We start from the raw sequence: 15,023 nt of genomic DNA, 5'->3' as shown, positions 1-15,023 counted from the left end.
GGGCTGCGCGGGCCAGGGAGGAGGCGATCACGCCGTCGTCCACGACCACGGCGAGGCGGTCGTCGTCCACGGTGTGGCGGGCCCGGGCCCCGGGCGCCAGTGCGAGCACCAGAAGGACCAGAGCGAGGACGCCCGCGCCGACGGCCACGCCGATGAGGGCGGGGTTCGCCAGCGATGCGACTCCGACGATCGCGCCCAGCAGGGCGGACGGTGCGGCGAGCAGGGGCGCGGCGCCGAGGATCGCGAGCACCGCCTCCGTGCCGACGTAGGCCGCGACCAGGGCGATGAGCACCAGGACGACGATCTGCGCGGCGGAGCGGGACTTGTGGGTCTCGCGACGGAGGTAGCGGCTGTAGCGGGTGTCGGGCGCCGACGGTGCGGGGCTCATGCGACTCTCCTCGTGCTTCGGGTGCGGGTGCCCGTGACCCGGATGTCGATCCGGCTGACGGTGCGCCCGGTCAGCGCCTCCATGCGTGAGGCGATGCGGGTGCGGTCGCCGCGCAGGCGCTCGAGCAGGGAGCCGCCGGCCAGGGCGGTGCCCGGCTCGACGACGACCGGCGCGGTCACCGCGAGGGCGAGGCCGCCCCGGTCATCGGAGAGGCGGACGCGGATCGCGGAGACCTCCACGCCCAGCTCCTCGTGGACGATCGCCACGGCGGCGCGTTCGATGGAGCGGACGGTGATGGTGACGGTGCCCGCCACCGGCGATGCGGGACGCGTGTCGAGAGCGGTCACGGTGGGCTCCTAGCGGGAGGTGGTGCGGCCGCGGAACACGTCCACGAGGCTGCGCACGTCGAGTGTGCCGTCGGCGATGCGGGCGATCACGACGCCGAGGGCCATGAAGAGGGCGGTGAGGACGAGGCCCCAGAATCCGAACATCAGGGCCGCGAAGGCGAGGATCGCGCCGACCACGACACCGAGGACGGTGCTGCGGCCGCCGGGGGCGGTGGGCGCGGGGCGCTGGAAGTCGCTCATCGGACGCGGCTCTCGGTGGCCTCGTCGTCCTTGTCGTCGCCGGGGATGTGCACGTCGACGACGGCGACGTTGATCTCGGAGACGGCCATGCCGACGAGCTCGGTGATGGCCTCGGAGACGGCGGCGCGGACGGAGTCGGCGACCTTCTGCATCGGCACGGGGTACTCGACGACGATGGTCACGTCAGCCGCGACCTGGGTCTCGCCGACCTCGACGCTCACGCCCTGGGCGTGGTCGGCGCCGCCGACGGCCTGGCGGATCGCGCCGAAGGCACGGGCGGCGTTGTTGCCGAGGGCGAAGACGCCGGGCACCTGACGGGCCGCGATGCCAGCGACCTTGGCCACGACGCTGTCGTCGATGACCGTGGTGCCCTGAGCGGTGCCGGAGGTCCGCGAGCCGCCGAGGGTCGTGACCGTGTCGACGGAGGTCTTGTCGACGCGGGTGGTGGAGGGGGTGCGCGTGGTGTCGCTCATGAGGTCTCCTGGACGTCTCATCGGCTGCCGTTGCTGAGCAGACCGGGGTCGAAGGCCCGGCGGAAATCCGGTCGGGCTGTGCTTTCATGAGTGAGACGGAGCCCGGACGGCGTTCGTCACGGTGCTCGGCGGACTTTTTCCTGAGCGTCACCTGAGAGGCGGCCCGAGGCCGCGTGAGCGGAGAGGGAGGAGGCGCCGTGCCCGGACTGGAAGCGGCGAGCGACGCGCTGCTCGCCGAGCGCTCCGCCGAGGGCGACGTGCGCGCCTTCGAGGTGCTCGTCAAGCGGCACCAGTCGATCCTCCGCGCCTACGCCTGGCGCCTCACCGGCTCGCAGGCCGACGCCTCCGACGCCGTGCAGAACGCGCTGATCACGGTCTGGGCGCAGCTCCCGCAGCTCAAGGAGCCGGCGAGCGTGCGCAGCTGGATGATGCGGATCGTCAGCCGCTCCAGCGTCGACCTGCTGCGCCAGCGCCGCCCGACCGACGACGTCGACGCCGTGGAGCATCCCCCGGCCCGAGAGCCCGGCCCGTTCGAGGCCGCCGAGCAGAGCGACGCCATGCGGGCTCTCGCGCACGCCCTGTCCGAGCTGCCGGAGTCGCAGCGGCAGTGCTGGGTGCTGCGCGAGGTCGGCGGGGAGTCGTACAACGAGATCGCCGATCACCTCGGTCTCACGGTGACCGCCGTGCGGGGCAAGCTGGCCCGCGCGCGCGAGTCGCTGGTCGTGGCGATGGAGGACTGGCGATGAGGGAGCAGACGCGATGAACGCGGACCAGGGTCCCGGCGACGGGCCGGAGCGCGCGGGGGAGCACGACGTCGTGCTGCCGCCCGCGCTCGAGCAGGAGGCGGACGCGACGGAGCAGGAGGGCGACGGCATCGGCATCGACGAGCTGAGCGACTACCTCGACCGCGGGCGCACTCCGTACGACCCCGCCATCGAGGAGTCGCCGGAGCACCGGCGCACTCTGCGCGCCCTCGAGCGCGTGCGCGCCCTCTCCGGCGCGCTCATCGACGACGACGCCGCACGCCTGCCCGCGCCGGAGGAGAGCTGGTTCGGCTCGATCCTCACCCAGGTCCGCCGCGAGTCGCGGGCCGGACGCGACATCCCGCTGGCGAGCGTCCAGCCCGACGTGGCGCTCACGATCACCGAGGGAGCGGTCCGCGGACTCGTGCGCGAGGCTGGGGACAGCGTCGCCGGCGTGCTGGTCGGCCGCTGCCGCCTGGTCGGCGACATCGCCGAGCCGGGCGCGGAGGTCGTGGTGGAGCTGACGATCTCGGTCTTCTGGGGGGTGCCGATCGCCGAGGCGGCCCAGCAGGTGCGCGAGCGCGTGCACTCGCGGCTGCTGACCCAGACCGAGCTGCGGGTGTCGAGGATCGACGTCCGCGTGGAGGACGTCTACGTCCCCGGGACGGAGGAGTCGTGAGCGGCCTCGAGTCGGCGGCCCCGGTCGATCCGGTGTCCGCGCTCGCTGCGGAGCTGCGCGCCCTGGACGGCGTCGCGACCCTGATGCCGGCCAGGCCCGAGGTGCGCGACGTGCTCGCGCACGCGGCGACGGCGCTGAGCGCGACCGGGATCGTGGTCGAGCCGCTGGGCACCGCGAGCGGCGGCACGTTCGCCGATCCGGTTCTGGTCCGCGTCGCGGGGGACGAGGTGTCCGTGGCCGTCGACCTCTGCGTGACCGCGGAGGCGTCCGCGCCGGACGTGGCGCGCGCGATCGGAGCCGCGGTGCGCGAGTGGTGCGTCCGGGTGCATCCGGAGCTGCGGCCGCGGGTGACCGTCCGGGTCGCCGCGATCGACTAGCCGGATCGGGGAGCGGGCGCGGCTGTCCGCCGGGCGGGACGCCCCGCCGTGAGGAGCGGAGCCGGGCCGAGCGCTCTCGTGCTTCTCCGGAGTGCACCGTACCGACCGGAGCGACGGTGCTCCGGGCCGCCCGGGGTCGGTGTCCGCTCCGTCCTCCTTGAGGAGCTTCCCCCTCAGGCGCGCTCGGCGAGGAACGCGTCCGTCTCGGCCGCCGTCGGCGCGGACACCGCCGCTCCGGCGCGGGTGACCGAGATCGCCGCGGCCGCGCTCGCCCAGCGGGTGAGGGCGACCAGCTGCTCCGGATCGTCGAGCCGTGCTCCCGTGGCGGCGAGCCGGGCCGAGAAGGCGCCGCAGAAGGTGTCCCCGGCGCCGGTGGTGTCCACGGCCTCCACCCGGAAGGCCGGGGTGCGCACCGGCTCGCGGTCGCGGACCGCCACGACGACGCCGTCGGAGCCGAGGGTGACCAGCACGAGCGGCACCAGCGCGGTGAGGGCAGCGGCGAGCGCGTCGTCGTCGGCGGCGGTGATGCCGCGATCGGCGGCGAGATCGCGGGCCTCGTGCTCGTTGACGATCAGCACGTCGAGCACCGCCAGGAGCTCCTCCGGCAGCGGTCCGATCGGGGCGGCGTTCAGGATCGACACCGTGCCGCCGGCGCGCGCGGCGCGGGCCGCCTCCGTCACCGTCGCTGTCGGGATCTCGAGCTGGAGGAGCAGGGCGTCGGCCGCCGCCACCAGGGCCGACTCCTCGGCGGTCAATCCGACCAGGGCGGCGTTCGCTCCGGAGTCGACGACGATCGCGTTCTCCCCGCGCTCGTCCACGGTGATCTGCGCGGTGCCGGTGCGGACGTCGCCGCGGCGGGCGCGCAGCTCCAGCGGCTCCTCGCCGAGGACCGCGGCGAGCCGGTCTCCCGCCGAGTCGCGTCCGAGGCTCGTGACGAAGACGGTGCCGGGCTCGGTCCGTGCGGCCGCGACGGCCTGGTTGAGGCCCTTGCCGCCCGGGAAGGTGCTCGCGTCGAGGGCGAGCACCGTCTCTCCGGGAGCGGGGATGCGGGCGACCCGGTGGACGTGGTCGAGGTTGGCGCTTCCGAGCACGAGGAGGGGCATGCCCTCGACGTTAGAGCACGCGCAAGGGGGTCCGCCGCGGGCTCGGCCGCACCTACGGTGGAGGCATGGAAACTCGAATCCTCGGACGCACCGGCGCCCCCGTCTCCGTCGTCGGCCTCGGAACCTGGCAGCTCGGTGCCGACTGGGGGGACGTCGCCGAGACCGACGCCCTCGCCGTGCTCGACGCAGCGGTGGAGTCGGGAGTGACCCTCTTCGACACCGCCGACGTCTACGGCGACGGCCGCAGCGAGCGGACGATCGGCGCCTACCGCGCGGCGCACCCCGACGCGCAGGTCTTCGTCGCCACCAAGATGGGCCGTCGCGCGGAGCAGATCCCCGCCAACTACGTGCTCGACAACTTCCGCGCCTGGACCGACCGCTCGCGCGCCAACCTCGGCGTCGACACCCTCGATCTGGTGCAGCTGCACTGCCCGCCCACCTCCGTCTACTCCGACGACGCCGTCTACGACGCCCTCGACACCCTCGTCGCCGAGGGCGCGATCGCCGCCTACGGCGTCTCGGTCGAGCGCACGGAGGAGGCGCTGACCGCCATCGCCCGCCCGAACGTCGCGAGCGTCCAGATCATCCTGAACGCGTTCCGCCTCAAGCCGCTCGACGAGGTGCTGCCCGCCGCCCGCGAGGCCGGCGTCGGCATCCTCGCGCGCGTCCCGCTCGCCTCGGGCCTGCTCAGCGGCCGCTACACGACCGAGACCGTGTTCGCGCCGGAGGACCACCGCAGCTACAACCGCGACGGCTCCGCCTTCGACGTCGGCGAGACCTTCTCGGGCGTCGACTTCGCGACCGGCGTGGAGGCCGCGCAGGAGTTCTCCCGCCTCGCCGACGACCACGGCCTCGCCCCCGCGGCGGCCGCGCTCGCCTGGATCATCCAGCAGGAGGGCGTCACCTCGGTGATCCCCGGCGCCCGCTCGCCCGAGCAGGCCCGCGCCAACGCGGCCGCCGCCTCCGCCGCGCCCCTCGGCCCCGCCTTCATGGAGGCCGTGAACGCCCTCTACGACACCCACTTCCGCCCCGCCGTCCACCCGCGCTGGTAGCCGGCCCTTTCCTCACCGCCGCTGAGTCGCCCGAGAAGGCTCGTTCTCCTGGGCGGGAACGAGCCTTCTCGGGCGACTGAGCGCAGCGCCTAGGAGTTCAGCGCCGCGTCCACGATCGTGCGCGCCTCGGCCTGGACCTCGTGCAGGTGGTCGAGGCCGCGGAAGCTCTCGGCGTAGATCTTGTAGACGTCCTCGGTGCCGGAGGGGCGCGCGGCGAACCAGGCGTCCTCGGTGACGACCTTGACGCCTCCGACGGCCGCGCCGTTGCCGGGCGCCTTCGAGAGCTTCGCGGTGATCTCGGACCCGGCGAGGGTCGTCGCCGCGATCGCGTCGCCGTCCAGCTTGCCGAGGGCCGCCTTCTGCGCCTTCGTCGCCACCGCGTCTACGCGCTCGTAGACCGGGTCGCCGAAGCGCTCGGTCAGCTCGCGGTAGAGCGCCGACGGGCTCTTCCCGGTGACCGCCACGATCTCGGAGGCGAGCAGCGCGAGGAGGATGCCGTCCTTGTCGGTGGTCCAGACGGTGCCGTCGAAGCGGAGGAACGAGGCGCCCGCGGACTCCTCGCCCCCGAAGCCGACCGAGCCGTCGACCAGCCCGGGGACGAACCACTTGAAGCCCACCGGGACCTCCCAGAGGCGCCGGCCCAGCGACTCCGCGACCCGGTCGATGATCGAGGAGGAGACCAGCGTCTTGCCGATCGCCGCGTCCTCGCGCCAGCCGGTGCGGTGGCGGTAGAGGTAGTCGATTGCGACGGCCAGGTAGTGGTTGGGGTTCATCAGCCCGCCGTCGGGGGTGACGATGCCGTGCCGGTCCGCGTCGGCGTCGTTGCCGGTGAGGATGTCGAAGTCGCCGGCGCGCGCGACCACCGAGGCCATCGCGCTGGGGGAGGACGGGTCCATCCGGATCTTGCCGTCCCAGTCGAGGGTCATGAAGCCCCAGGCCGGGTCGACCTCCCCGTTCACCACGGTCAGGTCGAGGCCGTGCATCTCGGCGATCAGCTGCCAGTAGTGCACGGAGGCGCCGCCGAGGGGGTCGGCCCCGATCCGCACGCCGGCCTTCCGGATCGCGTCGAGGTCGATGATGTTCGCCAGGTCCGCGACGTAGTGCGTGCGGTAGTCGTAGGTCTCGACCGCGGAGGGCTCGGCCGAGGTCACGCCGCGGTTGCCGTCGGCGATGAGCTCGTTGGCCCGGTCGGCGATCCAGGTCGTCGCGTCGGAGTCGGCGGGGCCGCCGTGCGGCGGGTTGTACTTGAAGCCGCCGTCGCGGGGCGGGTTGTGCGAGGGGGTCACCACGATGCCGTCGGCCCGGTCGGTGTGAGCGGGGTCGTTGTTGTAGCGGAGGATCGCGTGGCTGAGCGCCGGGGTCGGCACGAAGTCGTCGAACTCGTCCACGAGCACGCGGACCTGGTTGCCCACCAGGACCTCGAGGGCGGTGGTGAGGGCCGGGCGGGAGAGCCCGTGCGTGTCGGCGCCGATGAACAGCGGGCCGGTGATGCCCTGCTCGGTCCGGTACTCGACGATCGCCTGGGTGACGGCGGCGATGTGGTCCTCGTTGAAGGCCGTGTCGAACGAGGATCCGCGGTGGCCCGAGGTTCCGAACACCACCTTCTGAGCCGGGTCGGAGACGTCCGGCTTCTTCTCGTAGTACGCCCTCACGAGGGCCTCGACGTCGATGAGATCGGAGGCCTGTGCCGGCTTCCCTGCGCGATCGGTCATGCGGTCCATAGTGGCAGTCCGGCCCCCTCCAGGGGTACCGCGGCTGGCTAGGCTTGCGCCATGCCCGACAGCGCCCCCGAGACCCGTGCCTACAGCTATCTCGGGCCCAGCGGCACGTTCACGGAGGCGGCCCTCGCGCAGGTCCCGGAGGCGCGCGGACAGCTGTGGCGCAGCGTCGCGAACGTGGGGGAGGCGCTGAGCGATCTGGTCACCGGACGCAGCGACGGCGCGGTGATCGCGATCGAGAACTCGGTCGAGGGCGGAGTGACGGCCGCGCAGGACGCGCTGGCGCGGATCCCGGGGCTGCGCATCGTCGGCGAGTACCTGGTGCCGGTGTCGTTCATCCTGGTCGGCCGCCCGGGGACGAGCCTCGAGGAGGTGCGCACCGTCGCCGCGCACCCCGTCGCCTACGGACAGTGCCGGGTGTGGCTCGACCGCGAGATCCCCAGCCACGAGCACCTGCCGGCCTCCAGCAACGTCCAGGCCACCGTCGACCTGCTGGGCGGATCGCCCGCGGACGCGGCCATCGCCCCTCCCGGGATCGTCGCCCACCACGACGTCGTGGTGCTGGCGGAGCGGATCGGCGACAACCCGAACGCCGTCACGCGCTTCGTGCACGTCTCGCGCTCGCACGCGCTGCCCGAGCCGACCGGCGCCGACAAGACCAGCGTGATCGCCGAGCTCCCGGCCGACCAGCCGGGCGCCCTGCTCGACATGCTCGAGCAGTTCGCGACCCGCGGGGTGAACCTGAGCATGATCCAGTCGCGGCCGATCGGCGATGCCCTCGGCCGGTACCGGTTCGTCATCGACCTCGACGGGCACGTCCAGGACGAGCGGGTCGCCGACGCGCTGATGGGGCTGCGGCGCTTCAGCCCGAAGGTGATCTTCCTCGGCTCGTATCCGCGCGCTGACCGCCGCCCGGTCACCTCCGTGCGACGCTACGACGACGAGGTGTTCCTCGAGGCCCGCGACTGGCTGCGCGGGATCCTCTCCCACGAGCCGGAGGTCGACGATGACCGGGGACGACGATGACGGGTCGCGACGATGACTGACGACGACGAACGGGTCGACCCGCGCTACGACCCGGCCTTCCAGCGCGGGTTCTCGGGACCGGTGGAGCGTCTGAGAGGCGACGAGCGGGCGTTCGCGAGGCCCGGCTCGGGTGCCGCCCCCGGCGCTCCCGCCGCCACGTCCGGAGCCGCCGCTCGTCCCGCGCTCCCGGAGTCGCGCGTGGTCCGCCCCGGCTCCTCGTCCGTGCCCGGACCGCGCCGCATCATGGCCCTGCCCGATATCGCCGGAGCCGCCGAGGGCCGGCGGTCGCACCGCCTCGGCGCCGAGACCGCGCCCGCACCCCTGCCGGAGCCGGCCGCCGACCCCGCTCCCGCTGCTCCCGCCGAGCCCGTGCGCGAGGCGCCCCTGCTGCGGAACCCGTGGCTCCTCGTGCTCCTGGTCGCCGGCCTCGCGGGGACCCTGATCGGCCTCGCGCTCCTCTACACCGGCTACTCCTCGCCGCCTCCGCCCTACTACGGCGACTCCGACGTGCCCTCGCCCGCGTGGATCCAGCGGCAGCTCCTCTACTACTCCTGCATCCCCCTGCTGGGCTGCCTGCCGGCGTCGCTGCTGCTGGCGGTCGGAGTGGCCGCGCTGCGGTGGCGCGGCGTCGCCGTGCGGCCCCGCGCCGAGGAGCCGCGCGAGTCCGCGCAGCTCCTCGAGGCCGAGGCTCAGACTCCGGACGCGCCGAAGAGCAGGCCGAGGAGGTAGGTCACCAGGGCCGCGCCGTAGCCGATCCCGAGCTGGCGCAGCGCCCGGGCCAGCGGCGGGGCGCCTGAGAGCAGCCCGACGACCGCGCCGGTGGCGAGCAGGGCGATGCCCACGAGCACGCAGGCGACGACCACCGCGGCGAGCCCCGTCAGGCCGAGCAGGTAGGGCAGCACCGGGATGATCGCGCCCGAGGCGAAGAAGCAGAAGCTCGACAGCGCCGCGCCCATCCCCGTGCCGATCGACTCGTGCTCGTCGACGTCGGGGTCTCCTGCGGGACCGCCCAGCGTGATGGGGGAGGTGACGGCGCCGCCGCGCAGGCCCGTGAAGACGGAGGCGGCACGCGCGTCGGCCTGCTCCTGGGTCATCCCGCGAGCGCGGTAGACCAGGGCGAGCTCGTTCGCGTCGACGTCCAGATCGGGGACGATGCGGTTCGCGTCGAGGTCCGGGCTGGAGGCCGAGAGCAGCTCGCGCTGCGAGCGCACCGAGACGAACTCGCCCGCGCCCATCGAGAGGGCGCCGGCGAGCAGGCCCGCGATGCCCGTGAACAGGACGACCCCCGTCCCGACTCCGCTCGCTCCCACTCCGAGCACGAGGGCGAGGTTCGAGACCAGGCCGTCGTTCGCTCCGAAGACCGCCGCGCGGAACGTCCCGGAGAGGCGGTTGCGACCGCGCTCGGCGAGCCCGCGGACGACCTCGCCGTGGATCCGCTCGTCGGCGGCCATCGCCTCGGTGGCGTCGTCGTCGTCGGCGTAGGGGGAGCGGGCCTCGGCGCGCTGGATCAGGGCGAGGACGAACACGGAGCCGAAGCGGCGGGTGAGGAAGCCCAGGAAGCGCGTGCGGAGGTCCGGGCGGGGCGCGGGCTCCGCCGCGGAGCCGAGCAGCTCGCGCCAGTGCTCCTCGTGGCGTCCCTCGGCCACGGCGAGCGCGAGCAGGATCTCCCGCTCCTCGCCGGAGCGGCGGCCGGCGAGGTCGCGGTACACGGAGGCCTCGGCGAGCTCGTCGGCGAGGTAGCGGCGCCAGCGGCGCACCTGGGCGGGACTGGGGGTGGGGGCGGTGGTCGCCATGCGATCTCCTGGCTCAGGTCCGCCGACCCGCGCGAGAGGACCGGTCAGGACGTGCGTCGACTGACCGAAGGTCTCGTTCGCCCCGGCCGGAGCCGGGGTGGAGCGCCGGGCCCGGATCGTCCCGGACCAGCATGTCGACGCGCCTCGTCGTCCGCTCGGCGGACGGTGGGAACTACTCCCCTTCGCGGGGACCACCGTAGCCGAGATCGGAGGAGAACGCCCGGCCGATCCGCGGGCCGTCGGGCGGACGTCCGCCCGGCCCGGGGCCGGAGCGTCGTCGCGCACGCTCGCGCCGGGTCAGAGCGAGGCGGTCGCCCGGGCGGCGCGGCGGGCCTGGCGCTCGTGCTCGGCGTCCAGGAGCGTGCGCGTGGCGGGGACCGCCAGGAACTCGACCAGGGTGTCCGTCTCCTCGACGATGCGCTCGGCGCGGCCGAGCGGGTCGGTGCGCAGGAGGCGGCGGGCGGCGGACGCGACGTGCGCCGGCTTCGCCGCCAGGGCGCGCACGCGCTCGTCGACGCGACCGGCGAGGTCGGCGCGCGGCACGACCTCGGTCACGAGCTGCCACTCCAGCGCTTCGGCCGCGCGGACCGGGCGGCCCGACAGCACGAAGTCCAGGGCGCGGCGGCGGCCGACGACGCGGGGGAGCGCGGCGGTGACTCCGACGTCCGGGACGAGCCCGACGTCGCCGTACGCGCTGAGGAAGAGGGCGGCGGGAGTCGCGATCACGATGTCGGCGGCCAAAGCGAAGGCGATGCCGGCGCCGGCGACCATGCCGTCGATCGCGCAGACGACGACGGCGCGGCTGTCCTCGAGCAGGCGGATCACCTGGGCGGTCGTGGTCGCGACGTCGCGCAGGTAGTGGTCCGGGTCCTCGGACCCCATGATCGCCGAGATGTCGCCGCCCGTGCAGAACGCGCGGCCGGCCGCGGCGATCACGATGACGGAGCAGCCGGCGTCGGCGTCGAGGTCGGCGACGGTGCTCAGCAGCAGTCGCGCGGTGCCGAGGTCGATCGCGTTGAGGGCGTCGGGGCGGTTGAGGGTGATCCGGGCGACGGAGCCGTCGCGCTCGAGGACGACGCCGGGGGTCGCGTCGATGAGGGGGGTGGCGTGCATGGAAGAGCCTTCAGGGGAGCAGGGGTGTCGAACGCGGGGGGACGTTCTCGGGGGACGACTCACATTCGCAGCCGTCCGCGCGATCGGATGCCTCCTCGCGGCCGATGCTCAGCCGGTCCCGGGGGTACGCGCGGGCGGCGGCCCGTCCCGGCCCTCCTCTACACTGCTGGGGTGATTGATCCCGTACTTCTGCGCGAGAACCCGGACGTCCTGAAGCGCTCGCAGGAGGCGCGCGGCGACTCCGTCGAGCTGGTCGACGAGGCGCTCGAGGCCGACCGCGTGCGCCGTGCGGCGATCACCGAGGCGGAGCGGCTCCGGGCCGAGCAGAACGCCTTCGGCAAGACCGTCGCCAAGGCTCCGAAGGACGAGAAGGCGGCCCTCGTCGCCGAGGCCCAGCGCCTCGCCGCCGCCGCCAAGCAGGCCCAGCAGGAGGCGTCCGAGGCCGACGACGCCTTCACCGTGCTGGTGAAGCGCATCGCCAACCCGATCATCGAGGGCGTCCCCGCGGGCGGCGAGGAGTCGTTCGAGCTCGTCAGGACGGTCGGCGAGCGCCCCGTCTTCGACTTCGCCCCGCGCGACCACCTCGAGCTCGGCGAGCTGCTGGACGGCATCGACATGCAGCGCGGCGCGAAGGTCAGCGGCGCGCGCTTCTACTTCCTCAAGGGCCTGGTCGCCCGCCTCGAGATCGCGCTGATGAACCTGGGCCTCGAGAAGGCGCTCGCCGCCGGCTTCACCCCGCTGATCACGCCGACCCTCGTGCGCCCCGAGATCATGGACGGCACCGGCTTCCTCGGCGAGCACGACGACGAGGTGTACCGCCTCCGCGACGACGACCTCTACCTCACCGGCACCAGCGAGGTCGCCCTCGCCGGCTACCACGCCGACGAGATCCTCGACCTCTCCGGCGGCGCGAAGCGCTACGCGGGCTGGAGCACCTGCTACCGCCGCGAGGCGGGCTCGGGCGGGCGAGACACCCGCGGCATCATCCGCGTGCACCAGTTCAGCAAGCTCGAGATGTTCGTCTACACCCTCCCCGAGGACGCCGAGGCGGAGCACGCGCGCCTGCTCTCGTACCAGGAGGACGTCCTGCAGAGCCTCGGCCTGCACTACCGCGTCATCGACACGGCGGCCGGCGACCTCGGCCAGAGCGCGGCGCGCAAGTTCGACGTGGAGGCGTGGGTCCCCACGCAGGAGACCTACCGCGAGCTGACCTCGACCTCGAACTGCACCACGTTCCAGGCCCGCCGCCTCGACACCCGCTACCGCACCGAGTCGGGGAGGACGGCTCCGGTCGCCACCCTCAACGGCACGCTCGCGACCACCCGCTGGATCGTCGCCCTCCTCGAGACCCACCAGCGGGCGGACGGCTCGGTGCTCGTCCCCGAGGCGCTGCGGCCCCACCTCGGCGGCCTCGAGGTGCTCGAGCCCGTCGCATGAGCGCGGCCCGCGCCTCCGGCCGCCGCCTCGTCGCCCTCGACATCGACGGCACCGTCATGCACGAGGACGGCACCATCGCCCGCGCGGTGACGGACGCGATCACCCGCGTGGCCGCCCAGGGCGACGAGGTGATGCTCGCCACCGGGCGCTCGCCCTCCTCCACCCTGCCGGTCGTCGAGCGCCTCGGGATCTCGCCCGAGTACGTGATCTGCTGCAACGGAGCGGTCACGCTCCGTCGGGACGAGTCCGGTGCCTACGTCCCCGAGACGGTCGAGACCTTCGACCCGACGGAGGTCCTGGAGACCATCCGCCGCTCCCTCCCCGACGCGCACTACGCCGTCGAGGACGCGGACGGCGCCTTCTTCTACACCGAGGCGTTCCCGGGCGGTGCCGTGATGGGTGCCGAGACGACCCACGTCCCCTTCGAGGAGCTGCTCGGTCGGCTGTGCACCCGCGTCGTCGTGATCTCGCCCGAGACCGGGATCGAGGAGTTCACCTCGCTGGTCGAGGAGATGGGCCTGCACCAGGTCAGCTACGCGATCGGCTGGACCGCCTGGCTCGACATCGCCCCGCACGGCGTCAACAAGTCCACCGCGCTCGAGGTCGTCCGCGAGGAGCTGGGCATCGAGCGGAGCGACGTGGTCGCGCTGGGCGACGGCCGCAACGACATCGAGATGCTCACCTGGGCCGCCGCCGAGGGCGCAGGGCTCGCGATGGGGCAGGCGCCCGACGAGGTGCGGGCCGTGGCCTCCGCCGTGATCCCCTCGGTCCACCAGGACGGCGTGGCGGTCGCGCTCTCGGCGCTGCGCTGACCACGGTCCCGCGCGCTCGGCGGTTACTATCGGGTGTCGCTCCTGCGGGAGCGGCCGGGAGGGCTGTCCGAGCGGCCGATGGAGCCAGTCTTGAAAACTGGTGGGCGGAAACGTCTCGTGGGTTCGAATCCCACGCCCTCCGCCACGCCGTCCGCCACGCCGTCCCGTTCTTCGCGTCGCTTCCCGCCGGCGCCTTCCGACGCCCGTCCTGGCGCGCGACGACGGAGGCCTGCCCGCTCTCCTTCGGAACGCGCCAGCCCTCTGTATAGGATTGCGCGACGCCCGGGATCGACGCCCGGCCCTCACCTCCGCACCACTGACGCCTCGACACCGGGAGACGGATGCGCCGCACGGGCCCTTCGATACAGACTCGCGACACTCCGCGCACGCCGCGCCCCTTCGTGCGGCACGGCCGCCAGAAGCGGCACACCCTCGCGCGGACCCTGGTGAAGGGAGCCGCCCTCGTGGGCGGTGTCGGCGTGGTCGCCTCGGTGTCGGTGGTCGCGATCGCGGCGACGCTGATCGTCCAGTCCGTGCAGCCCTCGGTCGACCTGCACCCGGGCGCGGCCGGCTCCAGCGTCGAGGCCGGAGGCGCCCCGGAGATCGGCGCACTGGAGGGCGGCTTCAACGTCCTCGTCGTCGGCAGCGACTCGCGGAAGGGCCAGGGCGACGCCTACGGCGACCCCGATGAGGAGACGAGCGTCCTCAACGACGTCAACATGCTGATGCACGTCTCGGCCGACCACAGCAACGCGACGGTCGTGAGCTTCCCCCGCGACATGTACGTCGACATCCCGGAGTGCGTGAACGCCGCCACGGGTGAGACGATCCCCGCCCGGTACGACACCAAGATCAACGAGGCGATGGGCAGCGACGTCAGCCTCGGCTGCGTGGCAGGGGTCGTCGAGGACCTCATGGGCGTCCGGGTCGACTACGGCGCGGTCGTGCAGTTCAACGGCGTGATCGAGATGTCGAACGCGGTCGGCGGAGTCGACGTCTGCGTCGCGACCGAGATCGCGGACCCCTACACGAACACCTACCTCGAGCCGGGCGTGCACTCGCTCGAGGGCATGGCGGCGCTGCAGTTCCTCCGCAGCCGCCACGGCATCGGCGACGGCAGCGACCTGACCCGCATCAGCAACCAGCAGGTCTTCCTCTCGGCGCTCGTGCGCCGGATCAAGAGCGCGGACACCCTCCTCAACCCGGTCGCGCTCTACGGGCTCGCGAAGGCGGCGCTCGGCAACATGACGCTCTCGACCGGTCTCGACAACGTGAACACGATGGTCCAGATGGGACTCGCGCTGAAGGACGTCGACCTCGCGGACGTCGTCTTCGCGCAGTACCCGACCGGGGCGACTCCGAGCGGAGTGGAGCCGGACCGCGCCGCGGGCGACGTCCTGGCGAGCGCCCTGCAGACCGATCAGCCCATCGCCATCACCGGCGGCACGGGGGCCGGCGCGACCGTGGAGGGCGAGGCCGCGGCTCCGGCCGACACCGCCGCTCCGTCCGGCCCGGCGACCGCGGATCCGCTGGCGACGGCCGAGGCGGCACCCGGCACTCCTGCACCCGGCACTCCTGCAGCGACTCCCGAGGACGGATCCAAGGTTGCCCTGCCAGAATCGGTCACCGGCCAGAGCGCCGACCAGCAGACCTGCTCGGTCGGCTTCTTCGGCTGAGCCGAGGTCGGGCGGCACCACGGGTGCTCTCCACCTCGCGCGCTGA

General features: G+C 73.5%; 16 protein-coding genes, 1 tRNA gene and 1 pseudogene. 10 read left to right on the top strand and 8 right to left on the bottom strand.

The genetic code is table 11. From position 1 onward, the window contains the following. From C5C55_RS11235 to C5C55_RS11220, 4 genes and pseudogenes are all read right to left on the bottom strand, one after another. A pseudogene (locus C5C55_RS11235) lies at positions 1-388 on the bottom strand (hypothetical protein); the annotation flags it as partial. Further along, positions 385-735, bottom strand: coding sequence for a hypothetical protein (locus tag C5C55_RS11230; protein ID WP_104233949.1), 351 nt, complete (start codon positions 733-735; stop codon positions 385-387). The gene C5C55_RS11230 and the pseudogene C5C55_RS11235, both read right to left, overlap by 4 nt. Before the next feature lie 9 nt (positions 736-744). Then, positions 745-975 (bottom strand): DUF2273 domain-containing protein, encoded by a 231-nt coding sequence (locus tag C5C55_RS11225; RefSeq protein WP_104233948.1) that lies wholly within the window; start codon positions 973-975, stop codon positions 745-747. After that, positions 972-1,448 carry an Asp23/Gls24 family envelope stress response protein gene (locus C5C55_RS11220; protein WP_104224955.1) on the bottom strand — a complete coding sequence of 159 codons (477 nt, stop codon included), beginning with the start codon at positions 1,446-1,448 and terminating at the stop codon, positions 972-974. The genes C5C55_RS11225 and C5C55_RS11220 overlap by 4 nt, the downstream gene beginning before the upstream one ends. Positions 1,449-1,645: 197 nt before the next feature. On the opposite strand from C5C55_RS11220, the gene C5C55_RS11215 reads away from it, so the two are divergent. The 3 genes from C5C55_RS11215 to C5C55_RS11205 are packed head-to-tail and all read left to right on the top strand — an operon-like array spanning position 1,646 to position 3,247. Continuing rightward, positions 1,646-2,194 carry an RNA polymerase sigma factor gene (locus C5C55_RS11215; protein ID WP_104224956.1) on the top strand — a complete coding sequence of 183 codons (549 nt, stop codon included), beginning with the start codon at positions 1,646-1,648 and terminating at the stop codon, positions 2,192-2,194. A 13-nt stretch (positions 2,195-2,207) separates the two neighbouring features. Continuing rightward, positions 2,208-2,870, top strand: a complete 663-nt coding sequence (locus C5C55_RS11210; protein WP_104233947.1) for an Asp23/Gls24 family envelope stress response protein — start codon at positions 2,208-2,210, stop codon at positions 2,868-2,870. Next, the gene (locus tag C5C55_RS11205) at positions 2,867-3,247 is read left to right on the top strand and encodes a hypothetical protein (RefSeq protein ID WP_104233946.1); all 381 of its coding nucleotides are present in this window, start codon (positions 2,867-2,869) and stop codon (positions 3,245-3,247) included. The genes C5C55_RS11210 and C5C55_RS11205 overlap by 4 nt, the downstream gene beginning before the upstream one ends. A 173-nt stretch (positions 3,248-3,420) precedes the next feature. On the opposite strand, the gene C5C55_RS11200 is transcribed toward C5C55_RS11205, so the two are convergent. Then, positions 3,421-4,350: a ribokinase gene (locus C5C55_RS11200; protein WP_104233945.1), complete on the bottom strand. Its 930-nt coding sequence runs from the start codon at positions 4,348-4,350 to the stop codon at positions 3,421-3,423. Between the two features lie 65 nt (positions 4,351-4,415). Between C5C55_RS11200 and C5C55_RS11195 the strand changes: the two genes are divergently transcribed. Then, positions 4,416-5,402 (top strand): aldo/keto reductase, encoded by a 987-nt coding sequence (locus tag C5C55_RS11195; protein WP_104233944.1) that lies wholly within the window; start codon positions 4,416-4,418, stop codon positions 5,400-5,402. A gap of 89 nt (positions 5,403-5,491) precedes the next feature. Here C5C55_RS11195 and pgm read toward each other — a convergent pair whose 3' ends face one another. Beyond that, positions 5,492-7,114 (bottom strand): phosphoglucomutase (alpha-D-glucose-1,6-bisphosphate-dependent), encoded by a 1,623-nt coding sequence (gene pgm, locus C5C55_RS11190; RefSeq protein ID WP_104226793.1) that lies wholly within the window; start codon positions 7,112-7,114, stop codon positions 5,492-5,494. Between the two features lie 60 nt (positions 7,115-7,174). On the opposite strand from pgm, the gene pheA reads away from it, so the two are divergent. Next, positions 7,175-8,146 (top strand): prephenate dehydratase, encoded by a 972-nt coding sequence (gene pheA, locus C5C55_RS11185; protein ID WP_104226780.1) that lies wholly within the window; start codon positions 7,175-7,177, stop codon positions 8,144-8,146. A gap of 12 nt (positions 8,147-8,158) precedes the next feature. Continuing rightward, the gene (locus tag C5C55_RS11180; protein ID WP_104233943.1) at positions 8,159-8,875 is read left to right on the top strand and encodes a hypothetical protein; all 717 of its coding nucleotides are present in this window, start codon (positions 8,159-8,161) and stop codon (positions 8,873-8,875) included. Here the strand turns inward: C5C55_RS11180 and C5C55_RS11175 are convergent. After that, a complete protein-coding gene (locus C5C55_RS11175; protein ID WP_104224963.1) occupies positions 8,836-9,939 on the bottom strand; it encodes a VIT1/CCC1 family protein in 1,104 nt (367 codons plus the stop codon). The two genes, C5C55_RS11180 and C5C55_RS11175, sit on opposite strands and share 40 nt — an antisense overlap. A 297-nt stretch (positions 9,940-10,236) precedes the next feature. Continuing rightward, positions 10,237-11,052: an enoyl-CoA hydratase/isomerase family protein gene (locus C5C55_RS11170; RefSeq protein WP_104233942.1), complete on the bottom strand. Its 816-nt coding sequence runs from the start codon at positions 11,050-11,052 to the stop codon at positions 10,237-10,239. Positions 11,053-11,223: 171 nt separating this feature from the next. On the opposite strand from C5C55_RS11170, the gene serS reads away from it, so the two are divergent. The 4 genes from serS (at position 11,224) to C5C55_RS11150 (ending at position 14,977) form a co-directional block, all read left to right on the top strand. Continuing rightward, complete coding sequence (gene serS / locus C5C55_RS11165) at positions 11,224-12,489, top strand: serine--tRNA ligase (RefSeq protein ID WP_104233941.1); 1,266 nt, start codon at positions 11,224-11,226, stop codon at positions 12,487-12,489. Beyond that, positions 12,486-13,301, top strand: coding sequence for an HAD family hydrolase (locus tag C5C55_RS11160; RefSeq protein WP_104233940.1), 816 nt, complete (start codon positions 12,486-12,488; stop codon positions 13,299-13,301). Before serS ends, C5C55_RS11160 begins: the two co-directional genes overlap by 4 nt. A 57-nt stretch (positions 13,302-13,358) precedes the next feature. Next, positions 13,359-13,446: transfer RNA gene (locus C5C55_RS11155), tRNA-Ser, on the top strand. A gap of 301 nt (positions 13,447-13,747) precedes the next feature. Continuing rightward, a complete protein-coding gene (locus tag C5C55_RS11150) occupies positions 13,748-14,977 on the top strand; it encodes an LCP family protein (protein WP_258059994.1) in 1,230 nt (409 codons plus the stop codon). The last annotated feature ends 46 nt before the right edge of the window (positions 14,978-15,023 follow it).

The sequence above is a fragment of the Rathayibacter sp. AY1C2 genome (genome assembly GCF_002931195.1).
GTDB lineage: Bacteria > Actinomycetota > Actinomycetes > Actinomycetales > Microbacteriaceae > Rathayibacter.
The sequence above is the reverse complement of the archived record's forward strand: the minus strand, read 5'-3'. Positions and strand labels throughout refer to the sequence as shown.

Bases quoted from the DNA above. Each gene is read 5' to 3' on its own strand.
- C5C55_RS11225 (WP_104233948.1), bottom strand. From the start codon at position 975: ATGAGCGACTTCCAGCGCCCCGCGCCCACCGCCCCCGGCGGCCGCAGC.
- C5C55_RS11220 (WP_104224955.1), bottom strand. From the start codon at position 1,448: ATGAGCGACACCACGCGCACCCCCTCCACCACCCGCGTCGACAAGACC.
- C5C55_RS11210 (WP_104233947.1), top strand. From the start codon at position 2,208: ATGAACGCGGACCAGGGTCCCGGCGACGGGCCGGAGCGCGCGGGGGAG.
- C5C55_RS11200 (WP_104233945.1), bottom strand. From the start codon at position 4,350: ATGCCCCTCCTCGTGCTCGGAAGCGCCAACCTCGACCACGTCCACCGG.
- C5C55_RS11195 (WP_104233944.1), top strand. From the start codon at position 4,416: ATGGAAACTCGAATCCTCGGACGCACCGGCGCCCCCGTCTCCGTCGTC.
- pgm (WP_104226793.1), bottom strand. From the start codon at position 7,114: ATGACCGATCGCGCAGGGAAGCCGGCACAGGCCTCCGATCTCATCGAC.
- pheA (WP_104226780.1), top strand. From the start codon at position 7,175: ATGCCCGACAGCGCCCCCGAGACCCGTGCCTACAGCTATCTCGGGCCC.
- C5C55_RS11180 (WP_104233943.1), top strand. From the start codon at position 8,159: ATGACTGACGACGACGAACGGGTCGACCCGCGCTACGACCCGGCCTTC.
- C5C55_RS11175 (WP_104224963.1), bottom strand. From the start codon at position 9,939: ATGGCGACCACCGCCCCCACCCCCAGTCCCGCCCAGGTGCGCCGCTGG.
- C5C55_RS11170 (WP_104233942.1), bottom strand. From the start codon at position 11,052: ATGCACGCCACCCCCCTCATCGACGCGACCCCCGGCGTCGTCCTCGAG.
- C5C55_RS11160 (WP_104233940.1), top strand. From the start codon at position 12,486: ATGAGCGCGGCCCGCGCCTCCGGCCGCCGCCTCGTCGCCCTCGACATC.